Annotated in this window: 28 protein-coding genes; 5 read left to right on the top strand and 23 right to left on the bottom strand. The window is 65.3% G+C overall.

What is annotated here, in order from left to right:
• Nucleotides 1-13 precede the first annotated feature (13 nt).
• Both EN818_RS10570 and EN818_RS10565 read left to right on the top strand, forming a co-directional pair.
• Nucleotides 14-772 (top strand): DUF4239 domain-containing protein, encoded by a 759-nt coding sequence (locus EN818_RS10570; protein WP_095808794.1) that lies wholly within the window; start codon nt 14-16, stop codon nt 770-772.
• A 120-nt stretch (nt 773-892) separates the two neighbouring features.
• On the top strand, nt 893-1,786 hold the full coding sequence (locus EN818_RS10565) for an EamA family transporter (RefSeq protein ID WP_095808823.1): 894 nt from the start codon (nt 893-895) through the stop codon (nt 1,784-1,786).
• Nucleotides 1,787-1,789: 3 nt separating this feature from the next.
• Here EN818_RS10565 and EN818_RS10560 read toward each other — a convergent pair whose 3' ends face one another.
• From EN818_RS10560 to EN818_RS10540, 5 genes are all read right to left on the bottom strand, one after another.
• Nucleotides 1,790-3,268, bottom strand: a complete 1,479-nt coding sequence (locus EN818_RS10560; RefSeq protein ID WP_245420604.1) for a DUF2778 domain-containing protein — start codon at nt 3,266-3,268, stop codon at nt 1,790-1,792.
• A 653-nt stretch (nt 3,269-3,921) separates the two neighbouring features.
• The gene (locus EN818_RS10555) at nt 3,922-5,172 is read right to left on the bottom strand and encodes an NAD(P)/FAD-dependent oxidoreductase (RefSeq protein ID WP_095808792.1); all 1,251 of its coding nucleotides are present in this window, start codon (nt 5,170-5,172) and stop codon (nt 3,922-3,924) included.
• Entirely contained in the window at nt 5,169-5,891 is a 723-nt protein-coding gene (locus EN818_RS10550; RefSeq protein WP_095808791.1) for a methyltransferase domain-containing protein, read from the bottom strand. Before EN818_RS10550 ends, EN818_RS10555 begins: the two co-directional genes overlap by 4 nt.
• A complete protein-coding gene (locus EN818_RS10545) occupies nt 5,888-6,955 on the bottom strand; it encodes a type III polyketide synthase (protein WP_095808790.1) in 1,068 nt (355 codons plus the stop codon). The genes EN818_RS10550 and EN818_RS10545 overlap by 4 nt, the downstream gene beginning before the upstream one ends.
• A 309-nt stretch (nt 6,956-7,264) precedes the next feature.
• On the bottom strand, nt 7,265-7,729 hold the full coding sequence (locus EN818_RS10540; protein WP_095808789.1) for a DUF2231 domain-containing protein: 465 nt from the start codon (nt 7,727-7,729) through the stop codon (nt 7,265-7,267).
• A 216-nt stretch (nt 7,730-7,945) separates the two neighbouring features.
• Between EN818_RS10540 and EN818_RS32635 the strand changes: the two genes are divergently transcribed.
• Entirely contained in the window at nt 7,946-8,092 is a 147-nt protein-coding gene (locus tag EN818_RS32635; RefSeq protein WP_095808822.1) for a hypothetical protein, read from the top strand.
• Here the strand turns inward: EN818_RS32635 and EN818_RS10535 are convergent.
• Together EN818_RS10535 and EN818_RS10530 are read right to left on the bottom strand one after the other, a co-directional pair.
• Nucleotides 8,089-8,304 carry a multicopper oxidase domain-containing protein gene (locus tag EN818_RS10535; RefSeq protein WP_280952475.1) on the bottom strand — a complete coding sequence of 72 codons (216 nt, stop codon included), beginning with the start codon at nt 8,302-8,304 and terminating at the stop codon, nt 8,089-8,091. The genes EN818_RS32635 and EN818_RS10535 overlap by 4 nt on opposite strands.
• A gap of 315 nt (nt 8,305-8,619) precedes the next feature.
• The gene (locus EN818_RS10530; RefSeq protein ID WP_129552859.1) at nt 8,620-8,868 is read right to left on the bottom strand and encodes a hypothetical protein; all 249 of its coding nucleotides are present in this window, start codon (nt 8,866-8,868) and stop codon (nt 8,620-8,622) included.
• Here EN818_RS10530 and EN818_RS10525 point away from each other — a divergent pair.
• Entirely contained in the window at nt 8,867-9,571 is a 705-nt protein-coding gene (locus EN818_RS10525) for an SOS response-associated peptidase (protein WP_095808786.1), read from the top strand. The two genes, EN818_RS10530 and EN818_RS10525, sit on opposite strands and share 2 nt — an antisense overlap.
• 49 nt (nt 9,572-9,620) lie before the next feature.
• Here EN818_RS10525 and EN818_RS10520 read toward each other — a convergent pair whose 3' ends face one another.
• From EN818_RS10520 to EN818_RS10505, 4 genes are all read right to left on the bottom strand, one after another.
• A complete protein-coding gene (locus EN818_RS10520; RefSeq protein WP_095808785.1) occupies nt 9,621-10,418 on the bottom strand; it encodes a hypothetical protein in 798 nt (265 codons plus the stop codon).
• A 208-nt stretch (nt 10,419-10,626) separates the two neighbouring features.
• Nucleotides 10,627-11,106: a class I SAM-dependent methyltransferase gene (locus tag EN818_RS10515; RefSeq protein WP_095808784.1), complete on the bottom strand. Its 480-nt coding sequence runs from the start codon at nt 11,104-11,106 to the stop codon at nt 10,627-10,629.
• Between the two features lie 286 nt (nt 11,107-11,392).
• Entirely contained in the window at nt 11,393-11,653 is a 261-nt protein-coding gene (locus EN818_RS10510) for a hypothetical protein (protein ID WP_129552860.1), read from the bottom strand.
• Nucleotides 11,654-11,656: 3 nt separating this feature from the next.
• The gene (locus EN818_RS10505; RefSeq protein ID WP_095808782.1) at nt 11,657-11,917 is read right to left on the bottom strand and encodes a hypothetical protein; all 261 of its coding nucleotides are present in this window, start codon (nt 11,915-11,917) and stop codon (nt 11,657-11,659) included.
• 133 nt (nt 11,918-12,050) lie between these two features.
• Between EN818_RS10505 and EN818_RS10500 the strand changes: the two genes are divergently transcribed.
• Complete coding sequence (locus EN818_RS10500; RefSeq protein WP_095808821.1) at nt 12,051-12,266, top strand: hypothetical protein; 216 nt, start codon at nt 12,051-12,053, stop codon at nt 12,264-12,266.
• A 45-nt stretch (nt 12,267-12,311) separates the two neighbouring features.
• Here the strand turns inward: EN818_RS10500 and EN818_RS10495 are convergent, their stop codons facing one another.
• The 12 genes from EN818_RS10495 to EN818_RS10440 all read right to left on the bottom strand — a co-directional run bounded on the left by EN818_RS10495 (nt 12,312) and on the right by EN818_RS10440 (nt 25,204).
• Nucleotides 12,312-13,751, bottom strand: coding sequence for an FAD-binding oxidoreductase (locus tag EN818_RS10495; protein WP_095808781.1), 1,440 nt, complete (start codon nt 13,749-13,751; stop codon nt 12,312-12,314).
• A 225-nt stretch (nt 13,752-13,976) separates the two neighbouring features.
• Nucleotides 13,977-15,233, bottom strand: a complete 1,257-nt coding sequence (locus EN818_RS10490; RefSeq protein WP_095808780.1) for a Zn-dependent hydrolase — start codon at nt 15,231-15,233, stop codon at nt 13,977-13,979.
• Nucleotides 15,230-16,096: a BtpA/SgcQ family protein gene (locus EN818_RS10485; RefSeq protein ID WP_095808779.1), complete on the bottom strand. Its 867-nt coding sequence runs from the start codon at nt 16,094-16,096 to the stop codon at nt 15,230-15,232. The genes EN818_RS10490 and EN818_RS10485 overlap by 4 nt, the downstream gene beginning before the upstream one ends.
• On the bottom strand, nt 16,093-17,004 hold the full coding sequence (locus EN818_RS10480; protein ID WP_095808778.1) for a ribokinase: 912 nt from the start codon (nt 17,002-17,004) through the stop codon (nt 16,093-16,095). The genes EN818_RS10485 and EN818_RS10480 overlap by 4 nt, the downstream gene beginning before the upstream one ends.
• 2 nt (nt 17,005-17,006) lie before the next feature.
• A complete protein-coding gene (locus tag EN818_RS10475; protein ID WP_095808777.1) occupies nt 17,007-17,777 on the bottom strand; it encodes a glutamine amidotransferase in 771 nt (256 codons plus the stop codon).
• A gap of 30 nt (nt 17,778-17,807) precedes the next feature.
• Entirely contained in the window at nt 17,808-18,896 is a 1,089-nt protein-coding gene (locus EN818_RS10470; protein WP_095808776.1) for a phosphotriesterase, read from the bottom strand.
• A gap of 1 nt (nt 18,897) precedes the next feature.
• On the bottom strand, nt 18,898-19,917 hold the full coding sequence (locus EN818_RS10465; RefSeq protein ID WP_095808775.1) for an ABC transporter permease: 1,020 nt from the start codon (nt 19,915-19,917) through the stop codon (nt 18,898-18,900).
• On the bottom strand, nt 19,914-20,711 hold the full coding sequence (locus EN818_RS10460; protein WP_095808774.1) for an ATP-binding cassette domain-containing protein: 798 nt from the start codon (nt 20,709-20,711) through the stop codon (nt 19,914-19,916). The genes EN818_RS10465 and EN818_RS10460 overlap by 4 nt, the downstream gene beginning before the upstream one ends.
• A gap of 97 nt (nt 20,712-20,808) precedes the next feature.
• A complete protein-coding gene (locus EN818_RS10455; protein ID WP_095808773.1) occupies nt 20,809-21,750 on the bottom strand; it encodes a substrate-binding domain-containing protein in 942 nt (313 codons plus the stop codon).
• Between the two features lie 133 nt (nt 21,751-21,883).
• On the bottom strand, nt 21,884-22,501 hold the full coding sequence (locus EN818_RS10450) for a cupin domain-containing protein (RefSeq protein ID WP_095808772.1): 618 nt from the start codon (nt 22,499-22,501) through the stop codon (nt 21,884-21,886).
• A 147-nt stretch (nt 22,502-22,648) separates the two neighbouring features.
• Nucleotides 22,649-23,581: a dimethylarginine dimethylaminohydrolase family protein gene (locus tag EN818_RS10445; protein WP_095808771.1), complete on the bottom strand. Its 933-nt coding sequence runs from the start codon at nt 23,579-23,581 to the stop codon at nt 22,649-22,651.
• 30 nt (nt 23,582-23,611) lie between these two features.
• On the bottom strand, nt 23,612-25,204 hold the full coding sequence (locus tag EN818_RS10440) for an amidohydrolase (protein WP_129552862.1): 1,593 nt from the start codon (nt 25,202-25,204) through the stop codon (nt 23,612-23,614).
• Nucleotides 25,205-25,219 lie beyond the last annotated feature (15 nt).

Genomic DNA, 25,219 nt, shown 5'->3' with positions numbered 1-25,219 from the left:
CACAATACCGGCCATGGGAGAGGTGCTGATCGGATTGGCGATCTTTGCTTGTCTGGCCGGCGCGGCGCTGGTCAGCCTGATGATCTATGAGCATTTTCCCACTCATCATCGCCAGGACGACACCAGCGCCGTGGTGCGCCTTGCCGCCAACCTGTTCGTGGTGCTGTCCTCGCTGGTGCTCGGCCTGATGATCAACTCGGCCAAGAACACGTTCGAGGCCATCAATGGCAACGTTCACACCTTCGCCACCGATCTCATCCTGCTTGACCGTTCGATACGACAGTACGGAGCGGAGGCGGAAGGCGCCCGCCAATCGCTAATCGCCTATGCCCAGCGCGTCGTCGATACCTCTGCCAACGACCGCGACACGACCGTCGTCCCGAACAGGCTGTCGGAACTGCTGCTCAACCAGGTCGGCGACAGGCTGGCCAACCTGACGCCGCCGGACGCCAAGCACGTCGCCGCGCAGCAGATGGCGATACAGCAGCTGCAGAAGCTGATCGAGCAGCGCTGGATACTGGCCGAACAATCGGAGGGCGCCATCCCCGCCCCGCTGATCGCACTGCTGGTCGCGTGGCTGGTGCTGATCTTCGCCAGTTTCGGGTTCCGGGCGCCGCGCAACGCCACCATCGTCGGCACCGTCGTCGTCTCCGGGGCGCTGGCGGCGGCGGCCATCTACCTGATCATCGACATGGACGCACCCTTCACCGGCCCGATCCAGGTTTCGCCGGCGCCCCTGCAACGGGCGCTGGCGGAACTGACGCAACAGTGAAAGCACGGAAGCAGCCGGCGACATGATCGTCGCCCGGCCTTGCCGCCCAGGTCGCCGGCGCTTCCCAATCCGTCGCTGGCGATAAACTGGCAACCCGTCGGCCGTGCCACAAGCGCTGACATGACGAGAACAATCTCCACCCTGATCGGCTTCATCGCCATTTTGACCTGGTCGTTCCTGGCACTGCTTTCGACGGCAGCCGGTCCGATCCCGCCATTCCAGCTCGCGGCCATGACCTTTTTCCTCGGCGGCATGGTCGGCGTCGCCAGCTGGATATTCCGGCCGCAGGCGATCAGATCGCTGCGCCAGCCCTGGCAGGTCTGGGCGCTCGGCGTGGCGGGGCTGTGCATCTATCACTGCGCATATTTCTTCGCCATCCAGTCGGCGCCGCCGGTCGAGGTCAGCCTGATTGCTTATCTCTGGCCGTTGCTGATCGTGGTGTTCGCCGCCTTCCTGCCCGGCGAGAGGCTGCGGTTCCACCATATCATCGGCGTGCTTCTCGGGCTGGCCGGCGCGGTCGCCATCATCAGCAAGGGCGGCAGCGTGGGGCTGGCCGGCGGCATCATGCCGGGGCACATCATCGCGCTGTTCTGCGCCTTCGTCTGGTCAGGCTATTCGGTGCTGTCGCGCCGTTTCGGCCAGGCGCCGGTCGACGTCGTCGCCGGCTATTGCCTGATCACCTCGGCGGTGGCCTTCCTGCTGCATCTGGGGCTGGAAGAGACGGTCTGGCCGGCTCCGGCGGCGCAATGGGCGGCGATCGCCACGCTCGGCACGATCCCGCTCGGCGCCGGCTTCTATGCCTGGGACTGGGGTTGCAAGCACGGCGACATCATGATCCTGGGCGCGCTGTCCTATGCCGCGCCGCTGCTTTCGGTCGTGGCCCTGCTGGTGTTCGGCTTCGGCACCTATCACTGGTCGATCGGGCTGGCCTGCGCGCTGATCGTGCTCGGCGCGCTGACGGCGGCCAAGGACATGATCCTGCCGAAGCTAAAGGAGACCGCACCAGCCGAATAGCGATCAGCCCGAGCGCCCTTCCTGGGCGAGCTGGGTGGGCGACCGGGTCAGGCGCGGCACCACCACGAGGCGCTTGATCTTGCCCTTCTTGTAGGCGGCAAGGAAGCGGTGATAGTCCCTGAAGACGACGCAGCCATTGGATTCGGCGCGGCCGCCGCGCAGCATGTAGGTGTGCGCCAGCAGCCCGTCGCGGCCATATTTGTTCTTGCCGCTGGAAGGCGTCAGCCGGATCGCCTCGACGCCGTGGAAGCGCGATTCACGCAGCGACAGATTGTAGGTGTCGGGCGGCGTCGGACCGACATTCTTGCGGTTGACGAAGCGGGGCTGGTCGACCATCGAGCCCAATCCCGAATGTGCCTCGAGCTTCGACCCGTCCGGCATGTAAACAGTCTTGGCCGAGATGTCGTAGATGGCGACGCCATTGCCCGTCGAAGGCGCATTGAACAGGTTTCTGAAGGCATTGCCCATATTGCCGCGCTCGGGCGTGTCCGGCTTGGCATAGGCGAGCATCTCGGAGGCTTGCGGCTTGGTGCGCTTGGCAGGCTCACCGCTGATCGGCTTCGATCCCTGCACACCCGGAAGCCCCTGATCGCTACTCCTCAAGGAGCGCGGCGCCTGCGGGCCGTCCGCAGTGTCGACGGCGGCCGGTTGCGGTCTGGCGGCCTGTGGTTTTGCCGGCTGTGCTGCCTGCGGCTTCGCGGGTTGCGGCTTCGCGGCGTTCTGTTCGGGCGCCTGGGGCGCGCGGTCGAGCGCCGTGCGCGGCCGAAGGCCAGGCAAGTCGATGCTGTCGGGCAGCCCGTCCTGCGGCGTCAGCGAAGCGACCTGCACCTCGCCCTGCCCGGAAGCGGCGGCGCCACCCGCGGCGGCCGCCGGACCAGGCGCATCGCTGTCGGCGAGCGCGACGGCGGCCGGCACGTCGGCGGTCGCTTCCGGCATGACATTGGCCAGCGACAGCGCCAGTTCGGAAGCCCCCTGGACGTCGATTTGAGCGGAGCCGAAACGCGCTTCGGCCGGAGCGTTGGGTAGCCCGCCGCCGAAGCGGCTCGCCATCGGCAGGCTCGCCAGCAGCACGGGCGCGCTCTCGGCGCGCGCGAAGGCGGCGGCAAGTTTCTGTGGCGAAAGCCCGGCGCGCTTGACGACGCCGTCGAAGCGATCGGCGAGCGTTGCGGCGGAGGCGACCTGCACGGATTCGCGCGCGGCGCTGATTGTTTGGTGCGCCACACTGTTGGGCGCCGCCGGCTTCAGCCGCGCCGCCTTTCCGTCACGCGCGAAGCTCGTCGCGAGGCTGAGGCAACCCCTGTCGCAGCCGCCGGTGAGCGAGCCCTGCTTGTAGGCGCCGCTCGAGGCAAGGCGCGGCGTCCAGGCGTTGGCAAGCTGACGCCGCTGGTCGCCAAGCGTGATCTTGCCCGGCGCAAGCAGGCCCTGCGGCAATCCGTTGGAGGCGGCGGTGAGCGAGGTGCTCACCGAATAAAGGCCGGCCATTGTCGCCATGGACCACAGGGCGAGCGCGGCGCCGACAGCAGGCACCACAACCCAACGACCACCAGATTTCTTCGAAGTTACCCCCCCTTCAGGAGTGTCACCCCGGTTCTTCAAACGCAAAAACGCCATACGACCACTCTCAATCGGCATGCCGGTTTGCGGACCTGGCACCCGTCACGATCACAGTTCGCCTGGTGCCCCCTGCACCTTCACGCGTCTGTTGCCGATTGATTCAAAAGATGGACAAAGATGGTTAACCAATCCCTCCACCGATCGCCAATGTGGCGACGGTCCATACGAAAAAAGAGCCCTCCATGATCTCCGTCACGGTAAAAATGCTCTCCCTCACCCGCTTTGCTGCCCGTTTTTCCAGCATCTGTCAAGAAAGCGTGAAGACGGGAACCGCAGCAACCCGGGCGCGTAGAGAAGGATTAGGGTTAAAATGCGACCAAGCGGCCCGGCACTGGAACAAGCCGGGCGATGATGGCAGCCGGCAAAGCCGTCGAAAAGACCTGCCGCACCTGGCTCGGCAAGAAATTTCGCCCCCAAAAATCACGCCGCGAGGAAGCGGACCAGGTTTGTACAGACACGACAATTGCGATGCTGTCGACAAAAGCCAGATACAGTTGGTGCGGGCTGTGGCCTGGAGCGGTTCAGCTTTGCGCCAGGCGCCGATCGGTCAAACCGGGGACGGGACTCGTCTTGCCGCTGAGCCGCGCGCCCAAGGTCAGCGCCCGCGGAAAATGACGGACGACTGCTTGCATCAGGACAACGCCGCCCGGGCCAAGGGCCAGGCGGGCGATGGCCTCGGCAGCACGGACCCGCGTCGAGAACAATCTTCTCCAGGCCGCCTCATAGCGTCTGCCGGCCGCTTCCCGCTGCGCCCGCGCGCTTGCCGCCTCACCGAGTTCCCGCGCCAGAAGCCAGCCGGACTGGAGCGCCATCGATATGCCCTCGGCGATGATCGGATGCGACTCGCCGGCAGCATTGCCGACACGGAAGATGTCCGCTTCATAGCCGGCGCGGATACCCGGCCGGATCGGACCAGCGGCAAGCCACGGGCCGTCGAGGGAGGCTCCTTCCAGAGCGTCGCGGGCGCCCCGGCATGTCGCCCTGAGATGATGCTCGAGCGTTTCAGCCGCCGAGACATGGCCGCCGCGTTGGCGGGCAAGGCTGCCGCGCAGGCGGGCGAGCATGTCGCGCCTGATGCAGCAGGAGATCGACATGCGGCCATGGTCGGCCAGCACCATGCCGCCATAACCGCCAGGAAAGGTCAGCAGCGGCATCAGGTCGGGCGCAAGCGACGATCCGGTGAAATGCGCCTTGAAACCGAGGAGATCGCCGGGGCGGCTGGACTTGTCGAGCTGGCTCGGCAGCGGTCCCGGCTCCCACGAGCCGTGCGCGGCGGCGATCACCGGCGCCCGCAGGATCGTCGCCTCGTCGCGGGCGTCCATCGCCTCGATGCGTACCGCCTGGCTGTTGCCGTCGCGTTCGATGGCGACGGCGCGGCAGGGTTGGAACACGTCTGCGCCGGCCGAGCGGGCCGCGTCGAGCAGCAGCGTGTCCAATATGTCGCGGCCGAGCGCGCGGCCGAAGCCGTCTCCCGCCGCCGGGCCGGACCTCGCGCCCGGCATCGGCGCCTCGATGCTGGTCTCGGCGGAAAACAGCCCGACGCGGCGGATCTCGGGGCCGGCCTCGGCGCGCCAGGCATCGCCGATCCCGAGTTGGTCCAAAAGCGCGAGGTTGCTCGCCGAGATGTATTCGCCACATACCTTGCGGCGCGGAAACACGCTCTTTTCCACGACCGCCACGGCCCATCCACGGCGTGCGAGCGCCAGCGCCAGCGAGGAGCCCGCCGGGCCGGCGCCGATGACGATCGCGTCGTGGGTGGAGGCACGCCTCATCGGGCATCCCCGGGCGGCATCTGACCGGTGCCGACGAAGACGTGGGAGAAAAGGCCGGCGCGCCGCTCCTCCAGCGGCCGGCCGCCGGCAGCACTCCAGAGATCGGAAAGTTCCGTCCCGCGGAAGCCGGCGCGCACGCTCTGGGCGGCGTCATGCCTGGTCACGTCATTGGCGCCGATCGCCGGCAGAAGACGGGTCGCGGCCAGCGCGAAGCTGGCACGCAGCGGTTCCGTCGCCAGGATCAGCGGCGCCTTGCGCCGCAGGAGCGAGAACAGGCGCAACAGCCCATCGTCGTCGAAATGATGCAGGAACAGGTTGACCGTGATCGCGTCGAAGGTCCTGCCCTCGGTCCTCTCCGCCCAGTCGAAGACGTCGGCGGTGATGGTTTCGAGCTTCCATCCCAGGCCGGCGAAATCCGCGGCGAGGTCCGGCGAGACGAGGCCGACGCGGTCGAGCATCGTCAGTTCCACCGCGCGCCACTCTCTTGCCATGCGCCGGGCCACCTTGAGCATAAAGGTGCCATCGCCGGCACCGATCTCGAGAATGCGGCCGGGCGGCGTGACGATGAATTTCCGCAAGAGCGAGACCATGATCGGTGCCTGGAGCATCAGCGCGTTGATGCGGGCGAGATCGCGGCGCGAGCGCAGCGCGCGGGGATCCTCGGCCAAAAGGCCGTCAAGGATTTCCGGCACGAGGCTGCGTTGAGCGAGCGCGGTCACGAGACGGTCCTGAACAGCATGGTCTCGGCCGTCAGCCCGGGTCCGAACGACATGCCGCAGCCAAGGCGTCCGCCCGGCGCCTGCAGCATCTTCTCCATCACGAACATGACGGTGGGCGACGACATGTTGCCGTATTGGCGCAGCACCTCGCGCGACGGTTCGAGCGCGCTGGGCTCCAGGTCCAGCGCCCTTTCGACGGCATCGAGAATGGTGCGCCCGCCGGGATGCACGGCCCAAAGGTCGATCGCCTCCGGCGGCCGGCCGCCGAGTATGGCGTCCCTGTTGCTGCGCAACGCCTGCTGGACCGCCGCCGGCACCTGGCCGGACAGCACCATGTCGAAGCCGTGGTCGCGAATATCCCAGGTCATCAACGCCCGTTGCTCGCACGCGACGGTGCAGCGGAAGGAGTCGAGTTCGATGCCCGGCGGCTCGGCGGTGACCAGCGTCGCCGCGCAGCCATCGCCCCAAAGGCAGAAGGAGAGCAGCTTTTCCAGCTTGGTGGTTTCCCTCAGATGCAGCGTGCAGACCTCGATGTTGACCATGAGGACCCTGGCTCGGGGGTCCGAGCGCACGATGTGGCGGGCAAGCTTGAGGCCGTTGATTGCCGCGTAGCAGCCCATGAAACCGATCATCGTGCGCTCGATGCCGTCCGGCAGGCCGCAACGCGCAGCAAGGTCGAGGTCGATGCCCGGCGCGGAGAAGCCGGTGCAGGTGGTGATGATGAGATGAGTTATACGCGATGCCTCGTCGCCAAGGTGGAGTCCGTTGACGGCCTTTTGCGCAAGAACGGGTGCCGCCTGGCTGAACATCGCCATTCTGGCGGCCGTTCCGGGAAAGGCGCCGCGCCTGAAGGTTCCTGCAAGGTCGGCCGACGACCCTTCGGGATCGAGCGCGGGCGCAAAGCAGGAAAAGCGATGCTCGATGCCGGCGAGACCCGCCATGCGCTGGAATATCTTCCGGCGATCGGCGGGCAGCATGGAGGCCGCGTAGCGCAGGTAGAACTCATGGACTTCGTGCTCCGGAACCGCTGTCGCGATCCGGTTGATGTAGGCGCTGACGGGCATGTTCCTTCTCCTGGGCGTCGGGCGCGGTGCCACCGTTGCCCTGCTGCCGGAGGATCCTCGCTCAGTGCGGTGCCGCGCGCTGCTTCGTGCGCGCGGCTGATGCTGCAATACTCGACCTGGCACATGGCCTTCTCGATCGGCCATGCGGCGGTTCCGAGAACCGGGTCATGCGGTGGCGCCACGCACCAGTCGCGAACGCCGCGCCTCGAGCATTGTCTTGTCAGACAACGCTTTTGATGGCCATTTTCGTCCCACGAAATGGTTCGCAGCGATGATCGCCGCGGCGCTCACGGGCTGGCACGGCGGCCTTCAGCGCGATCCGCCCGGATCGTCGGCGACACCGACATGATGGCGGTAGACCATGCCCCAGCCCTTCCATCCGGTGAACAGGAGGATAAGGACGACGATCAGGGACAGCGTGAGGCCAACCGGAACCACGGCCGCCTCGCCGGTGGAGTATCGCGAATACCAATTGTAGAGTTCAATGAGCACGACAAGCACATTGCCGCCGGCGTGAAGCCATGCATCCCGCAGGTTGCGGACCTGGTCGTCGCCCAGCACATCGGTCAGCCCGGCAAGAGCGGCCAGGGCCGCCATGATCAGGCCCGCCCCGAGAAGCCAGAGCGTGGCGACGATCCAGCCAGGGTTGCCCGTCCGCCAGAAAATCAGGTCGCAAACGAAAGTCGCCACAAAAAAGGCGATCGGAAAAGGGATCAGCATCGGATGGATCGGGTGGCCGCCGATGCTGGCCGTGCTATGCGGATAGTGGGTCATCGCGACGTCTCCACGTTACTGGTGCGCCGACCCTGACCAGCGGACCTGGCCAGCCCGGCGACAGAGAGCCGAACCGCATATCAAACTCCGGTTGTAGAGGAATGTTCCAGCCTCCCGCGCACCGATCGGCGCAATTGCGCGGTCGGAATTGTCAGAAAATTAATCAGCGATTTCTAATATTATGGGTTAAGCGGCAACAAGTTGCGGCAACAGCCCATGACCAAGAACCTCGGCAACGCCAAGCCACATGAGCCAGGCACAGGCATAAAACCGTCGCTGCTCGGCAAAGTCGCACCCGCGCTGTTCCCGCTGGCGGTCGGGGCGCTGTGCTATCTCGTCGGCAGGCAGTTCTTCGGTTTTTAAGTTAAGCAATCCGCTGCCCGTCCAACGGAGGCCGGAAGTTCCGGTCCTCGTCTGCTGACGTCGATGAGCACCATCAGCCCGCCGCCGCCCTTCTCTTCGACATGGTTGTTCGTGGTGTGGTGCGCGATGTGGCAGTGGACCAGCCACTTGCCGGGACCCGCTGCTTCAAGGCGGCGGCCGGGGATCAACGCGCACCGAGGCGACACGTTCACGTGGGCCGCGCAGGGTCAACCGGGGGATGCGCGAGTTCCAGGGTGCCAGAAGGCGCTCGGCAACTGGCCGGGCTCGGCCATTTGCGCCCCGCCTGCTGCTTTGGTCCTAGGGCCTAGGTCGTTCTTGCCCTCACATGAGCGCAAGCGCATGTTCGCATGAGCCGGCAGGCTCGCAAACTCCGGTCAGGCCCGGCTGCCAACCCAATACCCCCCCAGGCTGCCGGGCCGCCCGGCGCGTCACGGCCACCCGTCCTTCATCAAATCTGCCCATCCGACACGGCAGTTCGGCCTTTACCGAATGTTCCGCCCAGTCTCTCATTTTGGCGCACGCTTGGCGATGACGGTGCCGGCCTCGACGTCACCAGCACGATCGGCGTGCCGGAGGCTTTCACGCTGCAGGTCGGGCTGGGGCTGCCGAGGCGAGCCGCCGTCACACCAGCCGGCCTGACGCGCGCCGCGCTGCTGTTCGGCGCGGTCCTGCACCGGGCAGGCAGCCGCCATTGGCTCTGGCGCTTTCCCGGCAAATGCGGGAAACAGTCGGCAGCCGGAGAAACGCCGCCGCATGTGCAATCTCTACAACATCACCACCAGCCAGCAGGCGATCCGCCAGTGGACACGTGCGCTGCGCGACATTTCGGGCAACCTCGAGCCTTCGCTCGACATCTATCCCAATCAGGCAGCGCCCGTGGTGCGCAATGCCGCCGACGGCAGCCGCGAGCTCGCAAGGCTGCGCTGGGGCATGCCGACGCCGGCCGATCGCGTGCGCGGCAACGCCGATTCCGGCACCACGAACATCCGCAACCCGCAATATGCCCACTGGCTGCCTTTTCTCGGCATCGAGAACCGCTGCGTGGTGCCGGTGACGAGCTTCGCCGAGCCCTCGCCGACGCCGGGCGACAAGGATCCCGAAACCGGCGTGCAGAAGAATTTCTGGTTTGCGTTGCGTGAAGACCGACCGCTGTTCTTCTTCGCCGGCCTGTGGACGCCCTGGCACGGCGTGCGCAAGGTGAAGGAGGGCCCGGGCGACCACGAGCTCTACGGCTTCCTGACGACAAAACCCAACGCGCTGATCGCGCCGATCCACGAGAAGGCGATGCCGGTAATCCTGACCACGTCGGAGGAGACTGAGTTGTGGCTGACTGCGCCATGGTCGGAGGCGAAGAAGCTGCAGCGACCGGCGCCGGACGACGCGCTGGTGATCGTGAAAAAGCCGGCGACGCAGATCAAGTTTCCGGCCGAGCCGCCGGCGCAAGGGTCGTTGTTTTAGGGAGTATGGGCAGGAAATCGTCGGGGCGATGCCCTAAGGGATTTTGGCCTCAGCTCGACTTGCCTTCCAAGGCAGTGCGGATCCTGTCGTGGATGCATTTTAAGGATGGCCGAGTGGTGATGCCTGCCCTTGATCGGCCGGCAGGCTCACTTTCAGTTTCGCCGTCATAGGCGCATCGCATGACGTAATCCAGAATTACTGCGCTAACGGCAGCAGCAGGAATGTCTTTGATGGAAAAGGTACCTGCGCGAACTGGCAGGCCGTTAACAAAGCTCAATCCGCCAACGATGCAGTCCACTACCTGAGCATCCGACATTTTCCCGAAGCTGGGGTCCACCAGCACGAAGCCTGTTTCTGTCCAGCCAAAAGAGGTGTCCTTTCCAGCCATGCAGCCGTCGGAATTTCCGGTTCTCACTATTGCGTTGGCCACCCCATTGCTGGCCATCTCTGCTGCCAGTTGCTGTTGCCTTATGATGGGTTGCTGCAGGAAGCCGGGCATGATGATGACGTGGATGCTCGAGCCAAAGCTCGGCGGCCCTGTAGGATAGTCGACAGCCTGCCTTGATTGAAACTCGATCAGGGCGCGCCAGGCCAGTTTGGAATTGCCATGGAACCGGATATCTCGGTTGTTGGTGGAGAAGAGTGTCGGCGCTGACGTCTGGGGGAGAGAGTCCACATAGGCCAGGGCTGCTGCAAGATCAGACTTTGGGTAGACGCGAGACTCCATGGCAGAGCGAGACCATTTGCTGTAGCCAAATACAGCAACGGCCAGGAGCACCATTAATCCGAACTTTGCAAATAGCCGCTTCTCGTTGTCGTTGAGCGTGACTTTGTCGGAGGTCTCCATTTCTCACCAATAGCGTCGACTATTCCGACTTTCCATATGCTCTTGGGCCACCTGCAGTGCAAGACTGCCCCTACCCCCTCGCCTTCTGCAGCACCCAGATATAGCCCTTGGGCGGGTGATCCTGGTCGACGGTAGCAGTGGCCGCATTCGACGATGAGCAGCATGTTGGCCTTAGCCGCCCGGCCGGCGAAGCCGCGCGGAAACTGGACTAGTTCACGCGCCAGAGGAAATACGACCAGTCCGGCGTGTCGAAGGGCAAGGCGGTCCAGCGCGGCGACTGCATCGCCCGGTCGCTGACCACCAGGCCGCCCGGTGCCATCAACCCATCGATCAGCGCCGCCAGCCAGCCGGCCTGGGCGGCGTCGCGGGTGCGGTCCTCGCTGCCGAAATCGGCATGGGCCAGGACCGCGGGCGCGCAGCCGGACAAGGCGGACAGCGTTTCGCGGAACTCGCCCAGCACAAGGTCGGCACTGGCCGGCGCCGCTTCGGCCGGGGCGTGCAGGTCGCGGTCGAAGGCGATGATCCGGCGGTCCGGGAACAGCTTGCGCAGATGGCTGTAGGTGCGGCCCTTGCCCAGGCCGATCTCCAGCACCGGGCCGGGCAGGCCCCGTATCTCCTCAGCCGCCCGCTCCAGCGCCCGACGCTGGGTGGTGAGGCGGGCGATCATGCGGTCGAGGCGGCTGTCCATGGGGCGGCTCCGGGCAGGCTCGAGGGTGTCGAGGGTCGCCACTGTAGGTTCGGCCGGGGACGCCGTCGATCCCGAATGCGGCAAACCAAGCCTTGAACTCTTAAAGCGCGTCGCGCTGAAACGGATCCAGGCGACGCGCTTTTTGATGCATGTTGTTTTCGCAAAACCGCGGCACAGTTTTGCGCGACTTGCTGTAGGGCTATCGGACACAGCGCCTTGTTCTTGGAGATCCTCAAAATAGCCCGCGTCTTGAGCGATCGATACGCAGTTGGAAGGCATCTTGCGATTATCCCCTCGCCTTCTGCAGCACCCAGATGTAGCCCTTGGGCGGGTGATCCTGGTCGATGAACTGGGTCTTGATCTCGGTGTCCTTGCGGCCGCAGCGCTTGCAGCGGAAGCGGATCACTTCGAGCGGCTTGTTCCAGCCGACCACCTTGGCCACGTCGTTGGCCTTGAAGCGGCCGACATGGTAGCAGTGGCGGCATTCGACGATGAGCAGCATGTTGGCCTTGGCCGCCCGGCCGACGCTGTCCATGGGTCCGGCCATTTCTCATGTCCGGTCTGAATAATCCTCGGGCAGCGGCAACAGGCCGAGCCAGGCGGCGCGGAAATCGGGTTCCTGGCCCGCCACCGCGGCCATCACCTCGTGCAGCCTGTCCACCAACCCGTTGAGACGCCAATAGATTTCGCCATTGGCCTTGAGGTGAAGCTGCGCCGCCAGCACCGTCTCGCGCAGTTCCAGCGCGTCGCGAATGATTGCCTCCGCATCCGACTGGAACAATTTGTCGAAGCGGCTTTTCCGTCTGCCCAATGCGGCTCTCCCAATCCCGAGCAACCGCCCCATCTGCTGACAAAATAGGAACGCCTTCCTCGTGGAGTCAATTCGTTCTCGACATTTTTGTTCCCTTTTTGTTCACATGACGGTGCAAGCCAAGGAAACCGCCATGGACCACATCGTCGACAGCCGCCAGGAAGCCGCGCTCCAGGCGCTCGCTGAAGCCTTCATCGCGGAGCATAAGGGCGACGCGATGAGGGCGCTGAAGGAGATGATCGTGCTCAACGGACACCTGCAGGAACGGCTCGACGCGCGCTCCAGGCGCAAGGCTATGGGCGTCCCGCATTCGGACGCTCAGGCTGAGACGCAGCAGCATTCCTCATAAGCCGGTACGGCGCACACCCCGCGCCGTCCCGGACTGGTGCTGCCGTCAGGCCGCTCGCAGGCTTTCCTTCGGACGCAGGTTCTGGTTCATGCGGAACAGGTTCTGCGGATCGTAGCGCTGCTTGATCTCGAGCAGTCGGCGATAATTGCCGCCATAGGCCGCTTCGATGCGGTCGACCTCGTCCTCCGGCATGAAGTTCACATAGGCCGTCCCGGCGGCATAGGGCTTCGAGGCTTCATAGATGCCGCGCGCCCACTCGATGCAGGCCCTGTCCATTTCCGGTTCGCGCCAGCGGGCGTGGACGTTCATCACGAAATGCGAGCTGCGCTGCGGAAACGCCGTTGCATCCGCCTTGACGCGCCTCGCCGCACCGCCGACATGGCCGAAGAATATCTCGCATTCGGGACCCGGAAGCCGCGATATCGCTTCCGTGGCGACCTCGGCCGCGCTGTCGGAAAGCTCCGTGAAGTCATGGCTCTTCCAGTAGTTGCGGGCGCCGGGCGCAAGCAGCGGATCGAAGGCCTGCTGCCAGCCGGTGAACGGATTGGGACCGACGACGTCGGCGATCGGCCGGCCGATGGTCCGAAGCCTTCGGGTCGCCGTTTCACCGGCCTCGATGTCGCCGCAATAGCACATGGCCAGCACCAGCACCTCTTTGCCGTGCCATTCGGCCGGCAGGAACGGCAGCGGCGGTGCTTGCCGCATGACCACCCAGCAGGTCAGTTCGTCGGGTGCGTCTTCGAGCGCCGCGCGATATTCGCGAAGCACGTTGCCGGCGTCGGCGAAGGGATGGACGACGAGACCGGACAATACCTGTGGTTGGAAACGGTGGAGTTGGAACTCGAACGCCGTGACGACGCCGAAATTGCCGCCGCCGCCGCGCAGCGCCCAGAACAGGTCCGCGTTCTCGCTCTCGCTGGCGCGCAGCAGCCTGCCGTCGGCAGTCACCACGTCCGCCGAAACGAGATTGTCGATGGTCAGCCCGTATTTGCGGGTGATCCAGCCGAAGCCGCCGCCCAGCGTCAGGCCGGCAATACCGGTGGTCGAGTTGATGCCGGTCGGCACCGCCAGACCGAAGGCCTGTGTTTCCCGGTCGACGTCGGCAAGCGTGGCGCCGGGTCCGACCCAGGCCCGCTGCCCCCCGACATCGACCCGCACCGACTTCATCAGCGACAGATCGATCACCATGCCGCCATCGCAGATAGCGGTGCCGGCGATGTTGTGGCCGCCGCCGCGCACGGAGACGAGCAGCCCGTTTTCGCGGGCGAAATTCACCGCTGTAACGACATCGGAGGCGCCGACGCAGCACACGATCAGACTCGGCCGCCGGTCGATCATCCCGTTCCAGATGCTGCGTGCGCCGTCATAGGCGGCATCACCTTCCCGCAGCACCGTGCCGCGTATTTGCGTCGAAAGCGTTTCCAGGGCGGCGGCAGCGACCGTCGTCTTGCCGCCGTCAAGGGCAGTGAAGCTCATGGCATTCATGATTTTCCTCCCAATTCTTGTTGATGAGCCCTCCTCCGGGAATTTTAGTGTGCGCTCATGTTAGGCGGGGCGCAAGTTTCGGCGGGCGGCGGGATCCGGCATTTCCAGCCTGGTGGCAGTTGCAGGCGGGCTTGCCGAGGTCCGCAGACGCCGGCAATTTGCCGGCGCACGACGCAATATTTCCATCCCTCAGGGGACCGAGGCTTCAGCGGGTGCTTGGAAGGCTCACCGGTGCGGAGCGCCGGGCGACGCCGCCATGACGGCGGCCAGCAACAGCAGCCGCGCGCCGTCGATTGCGTGGGCGGGCTCGACATATTCGGCTTCGTTGTGGCTCAGGCCGTCGCGGCATGGCACGAAGATCATCGCGGCCGGCGCCACCCGGGCGAGGAACAGCGCGTCATGGAAGGCACCCGAAATCATCTGCCGGTGCGGCAACTGCAGAGCGTTGGCGGCTTGCTGTATGATCTTGACCATGTCTGAGGAAAACGCGGCTCCCGGCATGTCGAAGGAACGTGCGATCCTCGTCACGCAGTGCTGCGCCTCGGCCTCGGCCGTACAGACCCGGCGCACCTCGGCCTCGATGGCATCCAGCCGCTCCGGCTCTGGATGGCGCAGGTCGACGGTGAAGACCACGTCCTGAGGTATGGCATTGATCGATCCCGGACTGGCGGCGATGCGTCCCACAGTGAGCCGCGCGCTAGTGTCGAGCGGCATGATCGTTTGCTGCAGCCTGTGCATCGCCGCGGCGGCGGCAACCATCGGATCCCGGCGATAGGCAAGGCCGGTCGTCCCGGCGTGGCCGGCGGCTCCCTCGATGGCGACTTCCAGCCAACGTGTGCCCTGGACCGCGGTGACGACACCGATCGGCAGCCCCTCCTTTTCCAGCGATGGCCCTTGTTCGATGTGGAGCTCGATATATCCCGATATCGGCATGCCGATCGGACGAAGCCTTGCCTCGGGCAAGGCGGCAATGGTCGCCTGGAGCTCCCTCGCAAGGGATGCGCCGTCACTGCCGACGATTGAATCCCAGCCCGAAACGTCGGCGCCGGCAAATGCCATGGAGCCCATGACGCCGGGCGCGAACCGGCTGCCCTCTTCATTGGCCCAGGCGACGACCTCGATCGGCATTGTGGTCTCGAGCTTCGCGTCCGCCACCGCCTCGAGCGCCTCGAATGCGGAAAGCGTGCCGAGCGCCCCATCGAAGCGCCCGCCCGTCGGCTGGCTGTCGAGATGGCTGCCGATCAGCAGCGGGGGAAGCGCGGGGTCCGAACCCTCCCGGCGGACGAAGAGATTCGCCATCCCGTCCTGAAAGACGGTGAAGCCGCGCTCGAGCGCCAGTTCGGTCAGCAGGCGCCGCGCCTTGCGGTCCTCGACGCTGAACGCCTGCCGGTTGACGCCACCGGCCGGTGTCGCTCCGATCCGGGCGAAGGCATCGAGCCGCCCGAGCAGACGCTGGCCATCGATCTCCGGCACCAAGGTCACCGCTTCAGGCCACCGATGAAGGCTATCACCCGCTGAGGATCGACCTGGTTCCACCAGACGCCGTCATGTTTCAGCGAACTGGCGACGATGACGCCGTCGACGATATCGAGGATGTCGTTGACGTTTTCGAGCGTCACGCCACTGCCGACCAGGGTCGGCAATCCGGCTGCTTCCTTGATCATGCTGATATAGCCGAGGTCGGCGGCGTGGCCGGTGCGCTGGCCGGTGGCGATCACCGCGTCGGCATCGAAGAAGGCCAGATCCTTCACCTGTTCCTCGATCGGCCGGTCACCGACTATGGCGTGCGCACCATGTTTGACATGCGCGTCGGCGAAGATGCGAATGCCGTTGGCGCGGAGCCTGGCGCGGAAGCGCATGGCGCGCGCCGCTTCCCCCTCGACAAAACCTTCATTGGCGACGTAGGCGTTGGCCCATTGGTTGACGCGAATGAAGGATGCGCCCGAGGCGCTGGCGATCGACAGCGCGGGAATGGCGGCGTTGGCGAGCACGTTGATGCCGATCGGCCGGCCGAGCTCACGGCGGATGCGATCCGAGACGACGGACATGTAGGCGGCGGTTTCCGGCCCGACGTCGTCCGGCTTGGCAAACGGCACATCGCCATGGTTCTCGACGATCACGCCGTCGCAACCGCCCTCGAGATAGGCGCGCGCGTCGTCGAGGCCGCGTTTGTAGATGGCCTCGACCGCCTCGCCATCATAGCGCGGAGCACCCGGCAATGGTGCCAGATGGACGACGCCGATCACCACCTTGCGCCGGCCGAAGATCGATTGCAGCACGTCATGCGCGGCACGGCCGACGGGCTTGGGACCAATGGGTTTGCGACCAACCGGTTGTTGTGTCATGCGTTTTGAACCTGACCCGTTTCCATGAGCATTTTCATCTCCTGCCTGGTGGGGCAGGACCCGAGCGTGCCTGGGCGCCCGACGGAGATGGCAGCGGCGCGGACGGCGATGCGCGCCGCCGCCGCCAGATCCATGCCGCATGCCAGGCAGCCGGCCAGGCAGCCGCAAAAAACGTCGCCGGCGCCGCTGGTGTCTGCGACGGCCACTTTGGGAGCCGCCAGCATCTCGATCCTCGCCTCGCCGTCAGCGACCAGGCAGCCGGATGCGCCAAGGGTCACGATCGCGCCGGCGGCACCCTTGCGGATCAATTCGCGAGCCGCCATGGCGGGATCGCTGTATCCGGTCAGCTGCGCGGCCTCGACTGTGTTGATCACAACCAGGCTGACGCTATCGAGAGGCGGCGCGTGACCGGCCGCGAGCGGGCTGGGATTGAAGATCGTCACAGCCCCGGCCCCGCGCATCGCCCGCAGGCATGCGGCTGTTGCATCCTCACCAAGATTGCCCTGCATCACCCCGATGTCGCCGGGCTCGATCGAGGACAGGAAGCCATCCTCGGCCAAGGGATCGAAAGCGGCCGCGCAGCTCGCCCCGGTGACGATGAGGTTCTCACCGCCCGGCTCGACCATGATCGTCGAACGGTCGCTGGGCAGCGGCAGCGTCGTCAGGTAGCCGATGTCGAGATAGCGGCTCAACTGCTCGCTGATCCACGCTCCGGCCGCATCGTTGCCGATGGCGGCCCGGAACCGAACATCCGCTCCACAGCGCGCGGCGGCCACCGCCTGGTTCGCGCCCTTGCCTCCCAGCCCGTCGGCATGGCTGGAGGCGTTCAGTGTCTCGCCCGGTTGCGGAAACCTGTCCAGCCGAAACGTCGTATCGATGCAGACATTGCCGACGACATGGACGCGCATGGCTAGTCCCTGGCCGTTGCCCAGCCCAGCATCTGTTCGAACAGCGTCCTGTAGCCATTCCAGGCGACGAAGCCCGGCGGCAGCCAGTGCGGGCCGACATCCGAGGTCCAGGCGACTGTGCGGCCCTTGCCGTATGTGCCGGTCACCAGCAGCGGCAGCGAGCCGTAATCCGAAGACACGGTGGCCAGCACTTCCGCGCCGTCCTTGACCTTGACCTCGTTGAAGCCGAGCAGGATCGGCCAGTCCTTGCCGAGCCCCCTGAGGATCGGATGGCTGTCGGGGCCGACGATCACCGGAGCGTAGCCCTCCGGCACCTCGACGCGGTCGTCCACCGTCAGGCAGGAGACAGGCAGGACATCCTCGACGGGCGTCTTGTGGTAGCGTGCGCCGCCATTGATGCCCTGGAAACTGTAGTAGCCGCCGAACATCAGAAGGCCGCCGCCATTGCCGACATAGTCTCGCAACAGGCGGAGCCGGTTCGGGGTCGGCCTGGAATGGACCCAGGTGTCCGGGTGGAGCAGCAGCGTGTTGGCGCCGAGGTCGGAAAGCACGACCGCGTCGTAGGCGGAAAGCGCGTCCATGGTCTGGGGGAAATTCCGTTGCGCCTCATGCGCGGGCATGAAGGTGACGTCGAACGGCCCGTCCTTCAACGCGGCCAGCAGTTCATCGGCGCCGGTGTGGTATGTCACGGTCGGGAACTGGTCGAAGCCCTTGATGTGGGTCGCGGTCGAGACCCAGGATTCGCCTGCGAGAAGAACTTTCTTTTTGGACATGTCTACTCCCTGAGTCGAACTGGTCGCGGCTCACAGGCTCGCGGCGAAAACGGTCTTCGGATTGTCGATGAGCATTCTGTCGATCGCCGGCTGCTCGACGCCATGGCGCTTCAGTCTCGGCACGAAGTGCCTGAGGATGAACCCGTAGCCGAACCCGCCGAAGCGGGTCAGCATGATCTTGAGGAAGACGTCTTGCGACAGAAGAATACGGTCGATCAGACCCATGTCGATCAGCGACCGGACCGCCTGCGCGTTCTGCTCGTCGGAGGGCGATTGCGCGTCCTGATCGGCATAATAGAAATCCATGCCGATCATGTCGTATTCCAGGAAGGCGCCACGCTCGGCGAGGCTCTTCTGGTAGGCGAGATCGTTGTGGCTCGGGTTCATGTGGCACAGCACCGTGTGCCTCAGATCGGCGCCTTCCGCCTCGATCACGTCGAGCACCTCATGCGCCAGCCGCTCCCAACCAGGCAGATGGATGGTCAGCGGCACGCCGGTGATCCTGGCGGCGCGGGCGGAAGCCCGCAGCGACTTGCGTTCCTCCTCGGTGAAATCCTTGCTGACGCCGACCTCGCCGATGATGCCGGCCATGATCTCGGGCTGCTCCGATCCTCCGCCGACATCGTTGACGAGGAATTCGGTGACATCGTCGACGTCCATGGCCTTCAGCCATTTGGGATGCGTGTGCTCAAGATAAAAGCCCGTGCCCATGACGATGCGCAATTCCGAGGCGCGCGCGATGCGCGCCAGCCTAACCGGGTCGCGGCCGATGCCGATATTGGTGGCGTCCACCACGGTGCGGCCGCCGAGCGCCCGGTATTTGGCGAGTTCCGAAAGCGCCAGGTCGCTGTCGTCGAGCGAGACGTTGTCTCGGTTCATGTATGGGTTCATCCGCAATTCGCCGATGATCTCGATACCGACCGGGTGTTCGGCGATCTTCCTCTCCTCGGGGTGGCACGGGCATTTCCACGACGTGGCGCCGTCGAGCAGGATATGCTCGTGCATCAGCGTCACGCCCATGTCGGCGACCGCAAGCGGGCCGGTGACGGTCATCACCGTGCCGGAGCGGACACCGATCGGGGCCCGTTCCCTGGGCTTGTCGTCGAACAGATGATCCATGTCAGCGGCCCCGCACGGCGCCCTTGAACAGGCGGAAATTCAGCCAGATGGCCACGAGGATGATCGTGCCGGTAACGATCGGCGTGAGGAAGGGCGACATATGCGCCAGGATCAACCCATTGCCGATCACGGCGACGGTCAAGGCGCCGAGCACGGTCCCGATGATCGTGCCGCGCCCGCCGAACAGGCTGGTGCCGCCAAGCACCACTGCGGCGATGACGTCAAGCTCGAAGCCCTGACCGGCGTTGGACGAGCCGGAGCCGAGCCGCGCCGCCAGAATGATGCCGGCCGCGGCCGCAGCCATGCCCGAGAGGATATAGACGAAGAGCGTCACGAAGCGCGTGTCGACGCCGGCGCGGCGAACCGCCTCGGCGTTGGCCCCGATACCGGTGACATAGCGGCCGAACGGCGTCTGATTGAAGGCGAGATAGGCGACGACCAGCACCACGAGGGCGAGCAGCGCCGGTACCGGCACGCCGATGAACCACGCCCTGCCGATGCTGACGAAGAAGCTGGACGGCTCGACCGGGATCGAATAGCCGCCGGTGATCAGCAAGGCCACACCGCGGATGACGGACAAACCGGCAAGCGTGACGATGAAGGCCGGTATGCGCTCATAGGCGATGAAGAAACCTTGCAGGGCACCGGTCGCCGCGCCGAGCGCCAGCATGGCGACCACCACCAGCGGCCAGGGCAGGCCTGCCTGCAGAAAGACGGCCGACAGCGTCGCCGTCAAGGCCAGCACGGAGCCGACCGAAAGATCGATGCCGCCCGTGGTGATGACGAAGGTCATGGCCGCCGCGACGATCAGCAGGGGCGCGGACTGGCGCACGATGTTGAGCAGGTTGGGCGCGGTCAGGAAAGAGCCGGTGACCAGCGAGAAGACGACACACACGACCAGGAAGAACAGCGCGATCGAGACGACGCCGCCATTGGCGATCGCCACGTCGCGCCACGTGCTCTTGTGGGCGCGTTTGGGCGGCGAGGCGCCGATATCGGCCGACTGCGAGGTGACGTTCATGGCCGCGCTTCCTCGCCACGAGTGGCGCGCGCCGAACGCGCGTTGAATTTACGGCCGACAATCAGGTTGACGACCTCCTCGATGCTGGTGTCGCCGATGTTGCGTTCGGCGACGTTGCGGCCCTCATACATGACCTGGATGCGATCGCAGACCAGGAACAGATCCTGCAGGCGATGGGTGACGAGGATGACGCTGACGCCGCGGGCGCTGACACCGCGGATCAATTCCAGCACCGCCTCGACCTCGGCCACCGCGAGCGCGGCGGTGGGTTCGTCCATGATCAGCACCGATGGGTCGAAGGAGGCGGCACGGCCGATGGCGATCGACTGGCGCTGTCCGCCGGACAGGTTCTCGACCTTGAGCCTGGTGTCGGCGATCACGATGCCGAGCCGGTCGAGCATCTGGCGCGTCTCGTCATGCATGCGTCTGCCGTCGAGAAAGGGAATGCCGAGGACGCGGCGGCGCGGCTCGCGGCCGAGGAAGAGGTTGCCGGCCACGTCCACCGTGTCGCAGAGCGACAGGTCCTGATATACCATCTCCACCCTTGCCGCGCGGGCATCGGCCGGCGAGGAAAAGGACACCGCCTTGCCGTCGATCTCGATCGTGCCGGAATCCGGAATGACCGCGCCGGACAGAACCTTGCTCAAGGTGGATTTGCCGGCGCCATTGTCGCCAACCAGGCCGAGCACCTCGCCGGGCTTCAGCGCCAGCGAGACATCATCCAGCGTCTGGATGGGGCCGTATCGTTTGGAAATGCCGGTCATCCTGACGCGGTAGGTCTCGCCATCGCTCATCACGGTTCCAGTTCAGGCCGTCGTATTCAAGTGAACGGTGGCCGGGCGGCGCAGTCAACCGTCAGGTCGATGCGCAGCCCGGCCGTCTCGGGAGAGATTACTTGAACATGTCCTTGAACTGGCCGACATTTTCCTTGGTGACGATGGTGATCGGGACATTGATGATCGGGTCGATCTTTTCCCCCTTCTTGAGCTTGACGAAGGCTTCGATCGCAGCCTTGCCCTCACCGGCCGGATCCTGCTGGACGACGGCGACCACCCAGCCCTCTTCCAGGCCCTGCACCGCCGATTTGGTCAGGTCCCAGCCGAAAAGCTTGACGTCGCCGGTGCGGCCCTGGCTGGTGACGGCGGACGCGGCGCCGAGCAGAGCCGGCTCGCCGGTGGCGTAAAGCGTCGTCATGTCGGCATTGGCGGTCATCAGGTTCTCGGCAGCCGACAACGCGACGTCCTGGACGTTCTGACCGTCGACCGTGTCGAGGAATGTGACCTTCTGGCCGCTTTCGGCAACGGCCTTCTTGAAGCCATCGAGGCGCTGGTTCTGGATGAACGAATTGAGCGCCCCGACGACGCCGATCTTGGCGCTGCCGTTCATGTTGTTCTTGACGTAGTCGGCGTAGAACTTGCCGATGTCCTCGCCGGCCTTGGTGTTGTCGACGCCGACGAAGGCGACGTTGTCACCATCGGGGATTTGCGCGTCGATGGCGATCACGGGAATGCCGGCGGCCTTGGCCGCGGTGATCGCCGGCTTCACCCCATTGACGTCGATTGCGACGAGAATGATGCCGTCGACCTTCTGGGTGATGTAGTTTTCGATCGCATCGTTCTGGGCGCTCGGCACATTGTTGGCGTTGAAGATGACGAGATCCACTCCGGCGGCCTTCGCCGCGGCCGTGGCACCGTCATTGATCTGATTGAAGAACAGTGCCTGCTGGTTGATGGTGACGAGCGCATAGGTCTCGGCCATGGCCGAAGCCGAGCCGAGGGCGAGGGTCATGACGATGGCTGCGGCGCAGCCTGAAAGAATCTTGGTAAGACGCATTCCGGTTCCCCTTGATTTCGGAAAAGGCCCTTGATCGGGCTCACCTGACGCCTGAGCGCACAGGCATCATTCAAGATGCTTGAATGCTTGTCAAGTGACTTGAATTAGCGATTCGCGAACGAAAGGGGAGAGATCAGAATGTCGCCGGCGTGTTCACCCAGAAAATGCTGGCGCGGGCGGTGCCGACGTTGCGATACCAGTGAGGCAGCTCCGAATTGAAGACGAAGGAATCCCCGGCGGACAGGCGAAATGTCCGTTCGCCGATCATGAGTTCGATCGAGCCTTCGAGCAAGTAGCCGACTTCCTCGCCGGCATGCTGGATCGGACCGGCGCTCTCGCCGCCCGCCTCGATATGGTGGATGTTGCATTGGAGAAGATGGCCGGGCGAATAGGGAATCACGCGTTCGAGCGATATGCCCTGGCCGCGGCGGAGCGGATCGAGCGTGATCAGGGGCCGCGCCCCGGCGCGGAAGACAATGCCCTCCTCGCCGTCGGATTCCTCGAACATCCAGCCAATGTTCGTGCCGAGCACCTCGACGAGCCTGTGGAGCACCGGAAGCGAGGGCGAGACCTTGCCGTTCTCGACCTTCGACAGCAGGCTTTCGGAGCAATGGGCGGCCTCGGCGAGCGCCTTCAGGGTCAGCCCGCGCGTCTGCCGCGAGAGTTTCAAGCGAGTGCCGAGCCGCAAGAGGCTGGTGGCGGTCGAGCGCTCGTCGCTGCCCTTGCTGTCGTGGGTATCGATCTTGTTCATCGGGGGGCGCGAAGATCTCCGCTGGTTGCGCTGACTCGTAAAACCGATCCCTTGCGTTGTCCATCCTCGTGAAAAATGGACAACGCCTCGGCTGGAATCACGCGCCGCCAGAATGCCGCGCCGGCCGAATGCCTGGCGACAGACGCCCTACGCCTTCACCCGCTTCAGCGCCTGCGCCATGCAGTGAATGCCGCCGCCGGTCTTGGAGATCTCGCTCATGTCTATCGCCGCGACCTCGAAGCCGCGCGCCTTGAGCTTCTCGATCAGCGTCTTGCTGGAGGTCGGCGCGATCACCCTGTCCTTGCCGAGCGCCATGAAGTTGCAGCCGAGCGCCATCGTGTCCTGGAAGGGCACGTCGATGATCTCGTGGCCCTTGCCCTTCAGCCAGTCGACGATGCCGGGCTCGGTGCAGGCGAGGCAGACGGCGGTGAGCTTTTCGGCGATGGGCACCACCATGAGGTCGATATGGACATAATATTCGTCGATGAAGGCGATGCGGGTTTCCCACCCTTCCTTGTCGAACCAGGCCTGCACCTGGCGCGCGCCCTCTTCCTGGGTGCGGGCGCCGCCGCAGCCGATCAGCACCACGCCCTCCTCGATGACGTTGAAGTCGCCGCCCTCGAAAGTGCCTGCGGTGACCATGTCGTAGATTGGGATGCCGAGCTTTTCATAGGTACGGATGGCGGCGTAGTTCTCGCCGCGCCGCCACCAGTTGGCCATCGCAGTGATGAATGCGCCATAGGGCGTCATGACGCTGGAGTCGCGCGAATAGACCTGCATCGGCAGTTCCGGCGTCGGCTCGTGCCAGTGGATGTTGACGCCGAAATGCTCGTAGGCGGCGACGAGGTCCTTGTGCTGCGCCTGGGCGATCTGGATGTTGCAGGGCGCCTCGCGCAGATGTTTGCGCGACAGCGAGCTGGTCGACAGATGGCGCAGGAAATTGGGCGAGCCGAGCAGCACGTCGGTCAGCACATCGGTCTCGTTGGCGAAGCCCCAGGCGGTCAGCGGCTTGGTGCCGCCGGCGGGGTTGCGGCGCTGCAGCGAGAACGGCTCGGCGACGATGCGGTCATGGACGGTCATGGGGTTCTCCTCGAGGTTAGGTTGTTCGTGTCATGCGGTGGAGGCGGCCGGGATCCACCAGTCGCGCCCGCGCGCGGTGGTGACATATTCCGGCCAGCGGAAATTGATCGGCGGATCATAGTCGCAGAGCGGCGCGATCCAGTTCGAGCCGCCGACGCCGCCGCCGGTTCGGGCGACGAACTCGTCCATCGCGGCATCGCGCGCGGCCTTGTCTTCGAGCAGACGCAATGCGGTGAGCGCGATCGTCTTCGCGGCGCAGGCGACCATCGGATCGATGGTGGCGGGAATGCCGCCCAGCGCGTTCATCACCCAGCCGGGCCAGGCGTGGCCTTTTGCCGAGCGCAGCGCCGGACGGGCGACATAGAAGCGTGCGGTCGGCGCATGCCAGCTCATGTCGGTGTAATCGTCGGAGGTGGAGTTCACCTGCGACGGCGGCAGTTCGCGGCGCAGAATCGCTTCCGCCTCCTGCGGCGTGATCAGTCGCTCCATTTCGTCGATGAATGGGTTCTCGGTCGCCTCGCCGCCGGCATTGACCTGGATCTCGCGGGCGATGGCGCTGGCCTCTTCGCTCCATTGCGGGGGGCCGACGGTGGAGAGCGCGTCATAGGTGATGCCGGCCATGGCGTGGTTGGCCAGCCCCGGCCGCGACTTCGACACCCAGTGGCGCTCGTAACGGCAGCCGCTCATCTCCGCCGCGGCTTGCGCATTGCGGTCGAGCACGGCGGTCACCTGCTCGGCCATGGCAATGGTCGGCACCCGGATCATGTACTGGATCTCGGCCAGTCCCGCCGGCAGATTGTCGGCGGTCGCCTGTCCGGCGGTCAGGATCGCCTCGCTGATCGACCAGCCGCCCTGATGCGGCAGCATGGAATCGCGCAGCACCTTGGAGGCCATGTACATGGTCATTAGCGCATCGTTGGCCCCGGGCGCCCTGACCGCCGAATGCGCCTGCGGGATCGGTGTGCCATCGCCCGCGCGCGCCCAGTTTTCCGGCTCGTCGCAGACAAAGCGGTAGATCATCGCGTAGGCCGCGCCGCAATGGGTGTCCCAGCGCGCCGTGTTGCAGAGCGGCAGCATGTAGAAGGGGTGGAAGGAGATCATCCCGGCAAGGCCGTCATAATAGCCCTTGGCGGCATGGATCGGCTTCGAGCCCCTCACCTTCTCGGCCGGCTCGCCGGTGAATCGCAGGGTGCCCGGGATGCCGTGCTCGAGCATCGCCGCCTTGGTGGCGAGCAGGCCGCCGAGGCTGCCGATGCCGAGGCCCGAATGCGGATCGGTGTGCCCCCCGGCTTCGACGCCCAGGCCGGCACGCGGCCGCCTCACCGTCGCCGCGTCCTGGCAATTGCCGGGCACGGCGTCATATTCGGCATACATGCCGATGGTCGGGCCGTCGCCATTGGTCCAATGGGCGCAGAAGGCGGTCGGCATGCCGCCGGACCCTTCCTCGACCGAAAACCCCTCGCGCTTCAGGCGGTCGACATACCAGGCGGCGGACTCGTATTCGCGCCAGGCGGTCTCGCCAAAGTCGAAAATGCTGCGGGTCCACACCGACAGGAGCGGCTGGATGCCGTCGATGCAAGCGAGTGCTGTTTCCTGCGCGGACGTCGCCACCGGTTCCTCCATGTGCCCAAGAAAGCA

Origin of the sequence: Mesorhizobium sp. M3A.F.Ca.ET.175.01.1.1, assembly GCF_004791945.1 — a bacterium.
Taxonomy (GTDB): domain Bacteria; phylum Pseudomonadota; class Alphaproteobacteria; order Rhizobiales; family Rhizobiaceae; genus Mesorhizobium.
The sequence above is the reverse complement of the archived record's forward strand: the minus strand, read 5'-3'. Positions and strand labels throughout refer to the sequence as shown.